General features: G+C 44.2%; 10 protein-coding genes and 6 tRNA genes. 11 read left to right on the top strand and 5 right to left on the bottom strand.

The window, feature by feature from the left end; genetic code table 11:
- Window positions 1-39: 39 nt before the first annotated feature.
- From JMA39_RS06530 to rsgA, 5 genes are all read right to left on the bottom strand, one after another.
- Window positions 40-735: a glycerophosphodiester phosphodiesterase gene (locus JMA39_RS06530; RefSeq protein ID WP_202721025.1), complete on the bottom strand. Its 696-nt coding sequence runs from the start codon at window positions 733-735 to the stop codon at window positions 40-42.
- A gap of 24 nt (window positions 736-759) precedes the next feature.
- Window positions 760-3,948, bottom strand: a complete 3,189-nt coding sequence (locus tag JMA39_RS06525; protein WP_202721024.1) for a mechanosensitive ion channel domain-containing protein — start codon at window positions 3,946-3,948, stop codon at window positions 760-762.
- Window positions 3,949-4,018: 70 nt separating this feature from the next.
- Window positions 4,019-4,897 carry a DMT family transporter gene (locus JMA39_RS06520; protein ID WP_202721023.1) on the bottom strand — a complete coding sequence of 293 codons (879 nt, stop codon included), beginning with the start codon at window positions 4,895-4,897 and terminating at the stop codon, window positions 4,019-4,021.
- 14 nt (window positions 4,898-4,911) lie between these two features.
- Entirely contained in the window at window positions 4,912-5,775 is an 864-nt protein-coding gene (gene asd, locus JMA39_RS06515; protein WP_202721022.1) for an archaetidylserine decarboxylase, read from the bottom strand.
- Window positions 5,776-5,929: 154 nt separating this feature from the next.
- Window positions 5,930-6,994 (bottom strand): small ribosomal subunit biogenesis GTPase RsgA, encoded by a 1,065-nt coding sequence (gene rsgA / locus JMA39_RS06510; protein WP_202721021.1) that lies wholly within the window; start codon window positions 6,992-6,994, stop codon window positions 5,930-5,932.
- A 112-nt stretch (window positions 6,995-7,106) separates the two neighbouring features.
- On the opposite strand from rsgA, the gene orn reads away from it, so the two are divergent.
- From orn to JMA39_RS06455, 11 genes are all read left to right on the top strand, one after another.
- Entirely contained in the window at window positions 7,107-7,652 is a 546-nt protein-coding gene (orn, locus tag JMA39_RS06505) for an oligoribonuclease (RefSeq protein ID WP_202721020.1), read from the top strand.
- 115 nt (window positions 7,653-7,767) lie between these two features.
- A tRNA-Gly gene (locus JMA39_RS06500) sits at window positions 7,768-7,843 on the top strand.
- 48 nt (window positions 7,844-7,891) lie between these two features.
- A tRNA-Gly gene (locus JMA39_RS06495) sits at window positions 7,892-7,967 on the top strand.
- Between the two features lie 14 nt (window positions 7,968-7,981).
- A tRNA-Gly gene (locus JMA39_RS06490) sits at window positions 7,982-8,057 on the top strand.
- A 163-nt stretch (window positions 8,058-8,220) separates the two neighbouring features.
- Window positions 8,221-8,296 (top strand) — tRNA-Gly (locus tag JMA39_RS06485).
- A gap of 14 nt (window positions 8,297-8,310) precedes the next feature.
- Window positions 8,311-8,386 (top strand) — tRNA-Gly (locus JMA39_RS06480).
- Between the two features lie 14 nt (window positions 8,387-8,400).
- Window positions 8,401-8,476 (top strand) — tRNA-Gly (locus JMA39_RS06475).
- Between the two features lie 854 nt (window positions 8,477-9,330).
- Window positions 9,331-9,786, top strand: coding sequence for a hypothetical protein (locus tag JMA39_RS06470; protein ID WP_202721019.1), 456 nt, complete (start codon window positions 9,331-9,333; stop codon window positions 9,784-9,786).
- Window positions 9,787-9,973: 187 nt separating this feature from the next.
- Window positions 9,974-11,452: an NAD(P)H-hydrate dehydratase gene (locus JMA39_RS06465; protein ID WP_202721018.1), complete on the top strand. Its 1,479-nt coding sequence runs from the start codon at window positions 9,974-9,976 to the stop codon at window positions 11,450-11,452.
- 80 nt (window positions 11,453-11,532) lie between these two features.
- Entirely contained in the window at window positions 11,533-12,009 is a 477-nt protein-coding gene (gene tsaE / locus JMA39_RS06460) for a tRNA (adenosine(37)-N6)-threonylcarbamoyltransferase complex ATPase subunit type 1 TsaE (RefSeq protein WP_202721304.1), read from the top strand.
- Window positions 11,993-13,315, top strand: coding sequence for an N-acetylmuramoyl-L-alanine amidase (locus JMA39_RS06455; RefSeq protein WP_202721017.1), 1,323 nt, complete (start codon window positions 11,993-11,995; stop codon window positions 13,313-13,315). The genes tsaE and JMA39_RS06455 overlap by 17 nt, the downstream gene beginning before the upstream one ends.
- Window positions 13,316-13,328 lie beyond the last annotated feature (13 nt).

Raw genomic sequence — 13,328 nt, 5'->3', positions numbered from 1 at the left:
GTGCGGTTTCGTGATAGGTGAAACCGCTTTTAATACTGCTTAACTTGGGTTGAGGTGGGCGATGGCTCGGTCTGGGTAATTTGTGAATATTCCATCGACGCCCATCTGTTTGAGCATATCGAGATCCTCAAGGTTATCGACTGTATAGACGTAGACCTTGGCACCGCGTTTATGGGCATCATCAACCATCTCTTGAGTGGTAAAGTTTAAACCAAGGTGGATTGAGTATGCATCGAGTTGGCTGACCACTTTAGCAAGCTCAAGTGGCACCCCTTCGATTAGCGGGGCCACTATAGCGTTTGGAAACCGCCGCTTTAGTGATGCCAAGAAGGGGTGATTAAATGATGACATAAGCAGTTTGCTTCTATCATACCCAAGCTCACCGATAAGTTTAGGATAAAGCGCGATAAAGGCGTCGAGACAGCCTAAGCCCTTTAGCTCAATGTTGACTAAGGTGTTGTGGGGCTTAAGCAGGTCTAACACTTGGGTTAATGTCGGAATCGGCTCGCCAGCTATGTTAATCTCGCTTAATGCTTGCTTAGTGAGCTCTTCAATTAGGCCTATTCCTGAACTTTTCGGCTCTAGGCGTCGATCGTGAAAGACATATAGCTCATCCTCAACTAGGTGAACATCGAGTTCAACCGCTGTGGCGCCGAGTTCGACGGCTTTTGCAAAGGCTGCAAGGGTATTTTCAGCCAGATAACCACTGGCGCCTCGGTGGGCAAATATCATCATAATGGAACCTCAATCGACGTCAATTTAGCTTCTTAATAAGCTTTGTACGTCTTTACTCTGGTTAGAAGATAGATGCACCTCAAGCTGTGGGTAAGCCAGCTCTAGATCGTTCTCACGTAGTTTCTTGCTGATCTGTTTATGTAGCTTGTGCTTAAGCGGCCAACGGGTACCCATATCTTTTGCATAAGCGCGTACTTCGAAATCTTGGGTATGTTGGCCAAAGCCGGCAAACCACACCTCAGGCTCTGGTGAGAGTAGCGCATCGTCACACTCTTGCACGGCTTGATAAAGCGCCGCCTCTACTCGCGCCGGATCTGAGTCGCGAGCCACTGAAACATAGATTATCACTCGCGTGATAGGGTCCGATAGCGACCAGTTAATCAGCTGCTCGGTAATAAAAGCTTTATTGGGAACGATGATCTCTTTTCTATCCCAGTCGATAATAGTCGTCGCACGAATTTGGATTTTACTCACTGTACCAGTGAGATCGCGGATGGTGACGGTATCGCCAATACGCACAGGTTTCTCAAATAGAATAATCAGACCAGAGATAAAGTTAGCGAAGATCTCTTGCAGACCGAAACCTAAACCAACCGAGAGGGCGGCAACCAGCCACTGCAGTTTAGACCATTCCATTCCTAAGGTGGAGAAGCCTGCAAGCACACCAAACATCACTACTAAATAGCGGCTGACGGTGGTTAAGGCAAAGCCAGTGCCTTGACTGAGATCTAGCCTCTGCAGAATCGTTAGCTCGATAAGGCCGGGTAGATTGGTAGCTATCATCATGGAGAAACCAACGATGATCAGCGATAGCAGCAGTGACTTCAGAGTTATCGGGATCTGCTGCTCTATACCGTTAATTGTGGTGTTACTGGACCACAGGGTGACGCCGTCAAGCAGTGAAAACAGTGCGGTGTGGGTTTGAGTCCATAGACCAACGATGCTGGCTAAGAAGGCTAGCAGCAGTAGTGAGCGCACTAAGCCTAATGACTGGCTGGATATGGTCTCTAGATCGACAATCGGCTCTTCGTAAGTATCGCCTTGTTCGTTGACGCTTACCTCACCTTTCTCACGCTGTGCCAACACTTCAGCACGTTTGGCCTTAGCTCGTTCGAAGGCAATACGGCGACGTTCAATTAACATCCATCGCTTGATTAAGTTGAATAGCAGTAAGAACCCAAGTCCAAATATCAATGATAATTGTAGCTGTAGGAACATCTGGAATGCAGTGTAGTAGTAGCCTTGGAAAGCCAATACAGCACAGGCGAGCGGCATGATTATTAGCATGGCCCACAGCAGCTTTTGCAGCAGTTTCTTATTCTTACTGTGATCGGCGGTATTTTCTTTGTTAGATAGGCTGAGCATATCTTTGTAAAACCAAAACAGCATTAAACAGAAGATAATAAATGCCCCACGGCCGAGACTGTTGCGAACTAGAGAGGTATCAATCACCTCGGTAAAGGCCATAATCGCTAAGAATGGCGCCGCCATAATAGTGAACTGTCTAAAGCGTTCCTGCCCTGAGCGAACAATACTTCTTGGTGACTTAAAGTGGTTAATCAATAAGCCTCTGTCCAGTGCCAGTAGGTAGATAAAACGATAAAGTTGATAGAGCAGGCCGAGTGCCATTATCCCCATACCGATGGCAGAGACGAAGTTATGGCTCGATAGATAGAAGATCCCGCCTGCTAACACGATAGGCAGTGGTTTGAGTAGACTATAGCCTAGCGAGTTGATAAGCACATGGAATGTATAGATAAATTTATCTTGAGTTACGTTGCCGACAAAAGGCAGTTCACGACGCATCGCCGATTTAAATTTCGGTGTCAAAATATCTTGAGCTATGATGCTGAGCACAAACAGTATTAGCCACCATGACCACAGGTTGCCTTGTTCATCGAACGAGCTCTGCATTTGACCCCAAGGGGCTTGCTGTAGCATCCACTGAATGCTCTGATGAAGATCGGTGATCCATAGGCTACCGATACTGTTCGCGTTGGGCACCCAGAATAGGTGTTCGTTGAGTGTGCTTTTAAGTGTTAGATATTGCTGGTTTAGCTGCTCATAGCTGACTCTAAGATCGGCCAGCTCACTCAGGTACTGATCGTAACTTTGCAACAGTTGCTGCAGTAACATGCCTTGAGAGGAGAGCAGTTTAGCCTGTAAGGAATTATCGGCACCAATAGAGGTGACTTGCTGACTATTTAGAGTTTGTGCCTGCTCTATCTGGTAGCGAGCGAGTCGAGTGTTGGCTATCTCGTTCTGCAGTGGATCTTGATTTGGTGGCTTAGGTAGCGCTTGTAGCATCTGCAAGAAGCGCTCACCAAAGGCTGAATTTAGCTTAATCCAGCCGATCTGCTGTTGGATTGTGGTTAGCTGTTTAGCCTGAGCTTGGTATTGGGCTTCGGCTTGTTCCTGCTGTGTAAGGGTAAGGCTGATTTTATGATTCAGCTCTTTTAATTTCTCACCATAAATTAAGTTACTATCGCTAAGTTCTTGGGCGATGGGGTCGTGGGTTTTGTCACCTGGTAATAAACTGCCTGCAATAGCCGCTTCGGTGCGCGCTTGTCTCTGTATAACGATCTCTTGGTTCAAGCGCTCAATTAACAGTTCCTGTTGAGCCAACTGCTCGCGTACTAACTTGAGTTGCAGCTGGTTTAAGTCGATCTCTTTTTGACTGCTCGCCAATAGCGCTTCGAGTGTTTTGACATCTTGCTCATAGAGGCGTCCTTGCGCAATTAAGAGCTGATTATTAATGGTTTGCTCTTCACCAATACGAATTTTTTTATGTTTCTGTAATGCAGCACGGGCATTAACGAGTGCATCGGGCAACTCGCTATGGGACTTAATTAGCGCATTTATTTTTTGGCCTAAGCTTATTTCAACATCTTTTAGTTCCGATAAACGCAGATAGGCGAGTGAAGCCTGCTGGTTGATATCCTGTTGATCTAAGCTGCGAGGTGGCTGTTGTGCATCTTCAATTTGGCTTAGTAAGTTTTGCTTATGTTTTGCATAGTTACTTATTAGTTCGCGCGCACTATTTTCTGTCAGGACTAAGTCATGGATCTTGTCTTCGAGTAGACTGAGCTGCTCTTGTGGTGTCGACTCGCTGTTGGTAGGCGTGAGCCCTAAACGCTTATCAATTTGAAGTGGCGAGTTAGCGTTAGCCGATAAAGCGAATAGACATAGCAGAAGCAGTAAAAAACGATGCATGATAAGAGTATGAATAAGGCAAGAAAAGACCTCTCCATATTAGCCAAGTTAGCTTGATAAATAAATCGCTCTAAGCAGTCTTTTTCACCCGATTTGACTTATGACTCTGCTGCGTTTCAAACAGTGCGGTAGCAATGACTAAGGTTCCACCGATGACGGTTTTGAGCGCTAACTCTTCATCGAGTAATAACAAAGCTAACATGGCACCATAAAAAGGTTGCAGGCAGGAGACTAGTCCAACGGTTTTTGCACTTAGGAGCCTTAGTGCCGATGTAAATAGGGCGTGGGGGACTGCAGTAAAAACCACTCCTAGTAAAATAATTAACCACCATACATTTTGCTCTATGCTGCTTAGCTCCACATTTAGCCAAGGGGCCAAAAAGAACACGGCAACAGAGGTTTGATAGAACATAGCTTGTTTGCCACTGTAGGCGGTGAAGTAGCGTTTATGCAGCAGATTGCGAGCGGTAAATAGCGCGGCGGATAAAATGCCGATAGCAATACCTAAGGTGACATCATTACCTAGACTTGCCTCTGGGATCAGCAGTGATACGCCAATAAGCACCACTATGCCACTGATGACATCGGCCAACTTGAGTTTCGTTTTGGTGACTATGGGTTCGATCAAAACCGTCATTACCGGATAGGTAAAAAAGGCGATCATGCCGATGGCAACAGATGAGAGTTGCATCGAGGCAAAGTAGGTAACCCAGTGCAGGCTGATGATGATGCCAAGGGCTATCGCTATAAAGTAGTCTCTGGCTGCGTTTAACGAAAGTCGTTGTTTGCTTAGTTTGACGATTAACGCTAGCACTGTGGCAGCTACGACGCAGCGCAACACAGTGATATCGAGTGCACTAAGGGGAATAAGCTTTGAAAATAAAGCGGTACCACCGAAAAGTAGTACCGCGAAGTGTAGTTCTAACAGCCCTGTCTTTTTATTGTCCATGCATCCCTTAGAGGCTAGTCTTCGATTTTTGCAAAGGCTTGACCCATACGAGTCACGCTCTTTGGTTCTACTCCATCAGCAAATTCATCGAGTGCGTCTTTGGCAAAAAGCATTACTACAGTACTACCTAGCTTGAATCGACCCATCTCGGCACCTTTCTCAAGGGTCAGTGCATTAGGACCTTCAGTTGGGTAATCCCATGTGAACACTTTCTTGCCTGTTGGTGGTGTTACTGTACCCGCCCAAACCGTTTCGATACTTGCCACGATTGTTGCGCCAACTAATACCATTGCCATTGGACCTATTTCTGTCTCAAAAATGGCGACAACACGTTCATTACGCGCAAATAGTCCAGGAACGTTTTCGGCTGTTAACGGGTTAACAGAGAAAAGTTCACCAGGTACATAAGTCATCTTAGACAGGGTACCCTTAATTGGCATGTGAATGCGGTGATAATCTTTAGGAGCCAGATAAATGGTGGCAAAGTCACCGCCTTCAAAACGCTTAGCATCTTCAGCTTGATCACCTAGCAATGCAAGTGAAGAATAATCATGTCCTTTTGCCTGAAAAATACGTCCCTCTTTAATTGGACCAAGTTGGCTTATAGCGCCGTCGACAGGGTGAACAATATAGTCTTTGTCGTCGCACAGTGGACGAATGCCAGGCTTTAGTGCGCGGGTAAAAAAGTCGTTGAAGGTTGAGTAAGCTTTAGCTTCAGGTTCCGCAGCTTCGCTCATATCAATCTTGTATTGCTTGATAAACCAGTTAATAGCGGCTGTAGTCACTGAGCCCATTTCGGCAGCCGCGAGTTTCCCTACCATACGAGAAAGCAGGTGCTTTGGCATTATGTACTGCAGGGCAATTTTGATCTTATCCAATTTCAATATCCTTTAATCTTTTCACCTAGGGTGAAATCTTATCTATATTTTATAAAACCAGCGAGCTGTTGTACGACATAAATTATCGTAGGAAAACATAATAATCTTAGTTATTCGCTGATTTTAAATTACGTGCTTAATTAATATGTCGTGACTACTCGTCTGGACCGGCTCTGAAGTGACGAGCATGTCTCTGCTCGTCCAGACTGGCAATAATACGGTGGTAATTATTGTATCTGTCTTCGGTGATCTCACCTGCTTTAAAGGCTTCTGTAATAGAACAGCCTGGATCATTTAAGTGTTTGCAGTCCCTAAACTTACAAGTCCCTAAATAATCTCTAAACTCAATGAAGCACCAACCTACTCTGTCTGCTGGCAGATGCCATAGAGCAAATTCTCGTACACCCGGTGAGTCAATTAAATCTCCACCAGTTGAGATATGTAGCAGTTTTGCCGTGGTGGTGGTGTGTTGACCTAGGCCTGAGTTTTCAGATATGTCACCGGTAAGTAGTTCCGCATCGGGCATCATGGCATTGATCATCGATGACTTGCCAACACCAGATTGACCTACAAATACGTTCACCTTGTTGTCCATTAGCGCATGAAGTTGCTCAACACCTTCACCTGTTTTGCTACTGACACGGTAGACTCGATAGCCGATCGCCTTGTAGCGTTCAAGCGCCGCATCGATCTCAGGTGCTTCTTCTGGCGTTATCAAATCAACTTTATTCAAGATGATGACAGGTTCAATACCAGTATCTTCGGCTGCCACAAGATAACGGTCGATAATTTGGGTGGTGAACGCGGGCTGTGTTGAGGTGACAATCAAAATCTGATCGATATTGGCGGCGATGATTTTCACCCCATCATAAAGATCTGGGCGTGAAAGTTGAGAATGTCTTGGATGCACAGCCTCTACGACACCTTCAATACGGCTTGCTCCAGACTCGCTGGTTAGTGCTAGTCGTACGAGAACCTTATCACCTGTAACTAGGCTTTTAATATTACGACGAATATTGCAGCGGGCAAGGTGGCCTCCATCTGTCTCGACGTCAGCGTGTTGGCCGAAGCGAGAAATAATGGTGCCTTGCTGCTCAGGGCCTAACGTACTGTCTTGTAGGTCAGTCGTTTCACCCGCATCGCGGCTCTGTAATTTCTTTTTTTGGTTGGTCCGCATTCTGCGTAATTGACCATGGCTTAGCGGTTTCTTTTTACTCACGTATTAGTCTTCAATGATAAAGGTGATTTTGTGTTGCTTAAAAAACCAGTATGATACACGGTCTAGAATAAAAAAGCCTGAATTTAGGCTAACAGGAATAACAGGTCGCTTTATGGCTATAGATGAAAACAATTTGATTTGGGTCGATTTGGAAATGACAGGACTTGAGCCTGACGTTGACAGAATTATTGAAATTGCCACGATAGTGACAGATAAAGAGCTCAATATTATTGCGCAAGGGCCTGTTCTTGCTATCCATCAGTCTGATGAGCAGCTTGCTTTGATGGATGACTGGAACCAAAAGCATCACGGCGAGTCTGGTCTTATTGACCGCGTGAGAGCGAGTACGGTTAGTGAAGAAGAAGCGATTGAGCAGACTATCACCTTTTTATCGCAATATGTGCCAGCGGGTGTTTCACCTATGTGTGGTAATAGTATTGGTCAAGACCGTCGCTTCTTAAATCGTTATATGCCAGCACTTGAAGACTACTTCCACTATCGAAATATCGATGTGAGTACAATTAAAGAGCTTGTTCGTCGTTGGGAACCATCTGCAATGGAGGGCTTTAGCAAGAAGAACACTCACCAAGCTTTACAAGATATCGAAGAGTCTATCGCCGAATTGCAGTTTTATCGAACTAAAGTATTTAGAATTTAACCAATCAGTCAGATTATTTGAAAGAAAGGGTTGCAGAGTAGGGAAATTTTCATATAATGCGGCCTCAACTTTTCGCTAAGTGGCAAACTTAGTGGTTATAAAAGAAAGTTGAAATGCGACATTAGCTCAGTTGGTAGAGCGATACCTTGCCAAGGTATAGGTCATCGGTTCGAACCCGATATGTCGCTCCAAATTAAAACTTATGGGAACACCAAGTCCGGTAAGTAAAAAAGATTTACGCGACATTAGCTCAGTTGGTAGAGCGATACCTTGCCAAGGTATAGGTCATCGGTTCGAACCCGATATGTCGCTCCAATTTAAAGATTTATGCGACATTAGCTCAGTTGGTAGAGCGATACCTTGCCAAGGTATAGGTCATCGGTTCGAACCCGATATGTCGCTCCAATTTAAAAGATTTACGCGACATTAGCTCAGTTGACTCTTTGTTAGAGCAAAAGGGCGATACCTTGCAAAGGTAAAGGTCATCGATTATTTGTTTCGAAGCCGATATGTCGTTCAAATTTAAACTTATTGGAACACCAAGTCCGGTAAGTAAAAAAAGATTTACGCGACATTAGCTCAGTTGGTAGAGCGATACCTTGCCAAGGTATAGGTCATCGGTTCGAACCCGATATGTCGCTCCAATTTAAAGATTTATGCGACATTAGCTCAGTTGGTAGAGCGATACCTTGCCAAGGTATAGGTCATCGGTTCGAACCCGATATGTCGCTCCAATTTAAAGATTTATGCGACATTAGCTCAGTTGGTAGAGCGATACCTTGCCAAGGTATAGGTCATCGGTTCGAACCCGATATGTCGCTCCAATCTTCCTACTCGAAATTCCTGATTAAATCTCAGCTGCAAATATTAATAAAGATCAAAAATGTTTATGCGACATTAGCTCGGTTATGCTCGTAGAAAATGTTGATACCTCTTTTTTTGCCAAGGTATAGACCTGTTTGCATAAAGAGCCGGGTTCGAACCCACTCTTGTTAGAATCACTCTTGTTTAAACCTAAAGTCGCTCCAATCTTCCTCCTAGAAATTCCTGATTAAATCTCAGCTGCAAATATTAATAAAGATCAAAAATGTTTATGCGACATTAGCTCAGTTATGCTCGTTGAAGATGTTGATACCCCTTTTTTGCCAAGGTATAGATCTGTTTGCATAAAGAGCCGGGTTCGAACCCACTCTTGTTAGAATCACTCTTGTTTAAACCTAAAGTCGCTCCAATCTTCCTCCTAGAAATTCCTGATTAAATCTCAGCTGCAAATATTAATAAAGATCAAAAATGTTTATGCGACATTAGCTCAGTTATGCTCGTTGAAGATGTTGATACCCCTTTTTTTGCCAAGGTATAGACCTGTTTGTTTAAAGAGCGGGTTTGGCCCAACGCTTATTAAATCACTCTTGTTAAAGTCAAAAGCTCTCTTCAAACTTTCGTGTAGAACTTCCTGAATACATATTAATTTTTACCAGTGCTATTTTTTATTGCCATGTCTTTATAGAGAATCATTACGTGATCGAGTGCTAGTTTCTTTCATAATGTCTAAAGTAAGCCGGTTTGCGTTTTCTAAAATTTGACTGCGTTCAAATAATAAGTCGTTTTTTCATACCATAATTAAAACTGACTAAAATTTGGACGTGTCACATTGATGTGGCGGACTAAGGAGCTCAAAATGCGTATTCAACAACTCAGTGAACTTTTAGATTATGTGGCGAGATGCCGCATAGAGATGGCGCAACTCTATAGCCGTTTGCAGGTTCAAGCTGACTCTTCAAGAGTTAAGTTGATGTTAGGCTACTTTCAGCAGCATGAGCGTAATACTGCTGAAAAGCTTGAAAATTACATCGATGACGCGCCTAAAAAAGTTCTAGATACTTGGTATAAAGATATCGTTTTTGAGGACTTCATTGGACACTGCCAGAAGTTAACACTGCCTGGGAGCATGAGTGAAGATGATGTGCTAGAACTACATCTAAAGCTTGATAACAGTTTAATTGCATTGTTAGAGAAAACGGCGAACTCCTCAGCTACTGCCGAAACCAAGGGCGCACTGGAAGATCTCGTTAGAGTGGAAAGGATCCAGCAGCAACGTCTAGTCCACAGCAGTATTCGAATGGATGATATCTAGGGCCACAGGTATTCATCGTTAAGGCACCGAGAGGTGCCTTTTTTGACTAAAATTCAAATGAAGCAAGCCGCTATAATTGTGGTAGATCAAACTTAGGTTATCTATTGAGGTTTAGCTTTCATTTGCACTTAAGCCTTTGGCTATAAGCTACTACATTAGTTATTCCCCTATCTTCAGGAACCCTGATATGCGTCAAGCGAACTTATTACCGACATCCCTTTTTTTAACTAAACAGGTTAGAGCTGCGGAATTGAGTGCCGTCAATAGTGGTGGTGTCAGCTTGTATCAATTGGTAGAAAGAGCGGGGGCTGCAGCTTTTCAATTATTAAGTGAGAGGCAAGCAAACACTAACGAGGTTTTAGTCTTAGCGGGACATGGAAACAATGGCGCAGATGCTTATGTTACAGCTTCCTTACTACTCGAAGCAGGCTTTGACGTTACGTTACAAGCCACAGCGCCGAGTACGCCAAGCGATGAACTCAAGAGTGCCATTAGTCGCTTCTTAGCCGCTGGTGGCGAGGTGGTTGAGTTTTGTAACACTGCAATTTCTGAGGCGGAAGTGGTTGTCGATGGCTTATTAGGAACCGGAATTACAGGTGAACTAAATGCAGAGCTTACTAGCGTCATCGATGCCGTTAATCATAGTCACGCATGGGTTCTAAGTCTTGACGTGCCATCGGGCCTGAATCCTGACACTGGCAGCTATACAAGCACTGCGATTGAGGCTGATGTGACCTTGACCTTTGGTGCCGTTAAACAAGGTTTGTTAACTGGGAGGGCTCGTCACCATTGTGGGGAACTCTTGATAGCAGAGCTAGGATTAACAGACTTTTTACCTGAACCAAGTGCCATGCAGATTGTCAGTAGTCAGTGTGTAAAAGCATTTGTTCCTCGCAGGCGAGATGCCCATAAAGGGGATTGTGGCAAAGTCTCTATTGTTGGTGGAGATTATGGTATGGCTGGAGCCGTAAGGCTCGCTGCTGAAGGTTGCTTAAGAAGTGGAGCTGGGCTCGTGACGGTGATTTCAAGGCCTGAGCACCAACTTATCGTTAGTGCGACTCGACCAGAATTGATGTTCTGGGGCTGTGAGCTGGTCGATATGGAAGTCTACCTTAAGCTGGGTTGGGCTTCTGCCTTGGTCATAGGTCCAGGCCTTGGAACAGGAGATTGGGGCTACAACTTGCTTAAGGCCGTCGATCTCAGTGATAAGCCTTGTGTGATTGATGCGGATGGTCTTAATCAGCTGAAGGGAATGCCGATGAGACGCAAAGATTGGGTATTAACTCCTCACCCAGGTGAAGCCGCTAGGTTGCTTGGAGTCAGTATTGAAGAGGTTGAACAAGATAGGTTTAAGGCAATAGAACTTCTGCATGAGGAATATGGTGGTGTAATTGTACTTAAGGGCGCCGGAACGCTAATTTTTAATGGTGAAAGCTTAACTGTTGCACCCGTTGGAAACCCTGGTTTAGCGAGTGGTGGCTGTGGTGATGTGCTTGCAGGTGTGATTGGTGGGCTAATGGCACAAGGGTACACGGGAATGGAAGCGGCCTGTTTAGGCGTAGTGATCCACGGAGAAGCGGCAGACTTAGCAGCGAAATCAGGTGAACGTGGAATGTTAGCCAGTGATTTGATGCCCTACATTCGCCAGTTAGTTAATGAAATCTAGTTTAGAAAGCTAGGTGATTAGGTTAAAGTACTGCATTCTACGCAGAGTTTTACTAGGACACTTTTCGATTCGTAATGAGTATGCAAGCAATTACATTAAATTTAAGTGATGAGCAAGAAACCGTTAAATTAGGGACTGAGTTAGCAGGACTCATTACCCCGCCATTAACTGTTTATTTAAGCGGGGATTTGGGGGCAGGAAAAACGACCTTTAGTCGCGGACTTATTCAAAGTCTTGGGCATCACGGTGCGGTTAAAAGCCCTACATATACCCTAGTCGAGCCCTATGAGCTAGACGGCTTAGACGTGTATCATTTCGACCTGTATCGTTTGTACGATCCAGAAGAGTTAGAATTCATGGGAATACGTGATTACTTTACTGAGCGTAGCCTCTGTATCGTAGAATGGCCTGATCGTGGTCATGGTTTATTACCTCCTGCTGATATACATATCCATATTAAATATGTTAATACTGGACGGCAGGTTGAGTTACAGGCACTTTCTTCGAAAGGTGAGAAAATACTGGCGGCCATAAATAATAATGATAATAAACAGTAATATATTTAGATTCTTTCTACTTTTTGTTACTTTCGGGGCTTCATTTTTTGCGCAGAGTTCGAATAAACTCGAAAGCGTAAGGATTTGGGCTGCGCCGGAATCTACCCGAATTGTATTCGACTTGAGTCAGTCTCCAGATTACAGCTATTTTACGCTGACAAATCCCTATCGCTTGGTCGTGGATTTGAAGAAGTCATCTAATAGAGTCGATCTCAATAAGATCAAAAACAATAGTAAATTAGTTAAAAAAGTGCGCAAGAGCACTCCCCCTTCAAAAGGAACTCTACGTTTAGTTATTGATCTAAATAAGCCGGTAAAAGCGAGCTTATTTGCATTGCCTCCAACAGCCCCATACGGAAATCGTTTGGTGGTTGATTTAGATAGCGATGGTTCAACAGCAAAAAAGCCACCCGTTAGTAAGCCGAAAAACCAGTTGAGAGATGTCGTTATTGCAATTGATGCGGGTCACGGTGGTGAAGATCCTGGCTCTATAGGGCCTACGGGGATATATGAGAAAAGACTTGTATTAGAGATATCTAAGAAAGTCGAGGCAAAAATTAATGCGACCCCTGGTATGCGAGCAGTAATGACGCGTACAGGTGATTATTTCGTTAACCTGAATAAGCGTTCTGAAATTGCACGTAACAGTAAAGCCGACCTTTTAATCTCTATTCATGCTGATGCCTTTACCTCGCCTCAGCCTCAAGGTGCGTCGGTATGGGTTTTATCTATGCGTCGTGCTAACAGTGAAATTGGTCGTTGGTTAGAGCAGAAAGAGAAGCACTCTGAACTACTGGGCGGAGCGGGTGAGATTATTCAAAATACCGACAATGAGCAGTATCTTGCGATGACCTTGTTAGATATGTCTATGGATCGCTCTATGGCGATCAGCCATAACATTGCTGGAGATGTGCTTTCTAACCTTGGGCGAGTGACAAAGTTACATAAGCATAAGCCGGAATCGGCCAGTTTTGCAGTATTGAAATCGCCTGATATTCCTTCGATTTTAGTTGAAACGGGTTTTATCTCTAACCCAAGAGAAGAGCGATTATTATCACAACGTGATCATCAAAATAATGTAGCTAAAGCCATTCATAAAGGCGTGGTGAAGTATTTTGAAGCTAACCCTCCAGTGAATTCAATGTTGGCAAGTAAGAGCAGTGTTGAGCACAAGGTACGCAGTGGTGAATCGTTGTCGGTTATTGCACATCGCTACAAGATCTCAGTAAGTAGTTTGAAGAAGGCCAATAATCTTAGCTCGAATAGCATTCGAATTGGCCAAAAACTGAAAATTCCAAGAGCTTAAGCTGTTAAGAGTA

Origin of the sequence: Shewanella schlegeliana (assembly GCF_016765635.1) — a bacterium.
Lineage (GTDB): Bacteria > Pseudomonadota > Gammaproteobacteria > Enterobacterales > Shewanellaceae > Shewanella > Shewanella schlegeliana.
This window is presented reverse-complemented; position numbering and strand designations above follow the sequence as displayed.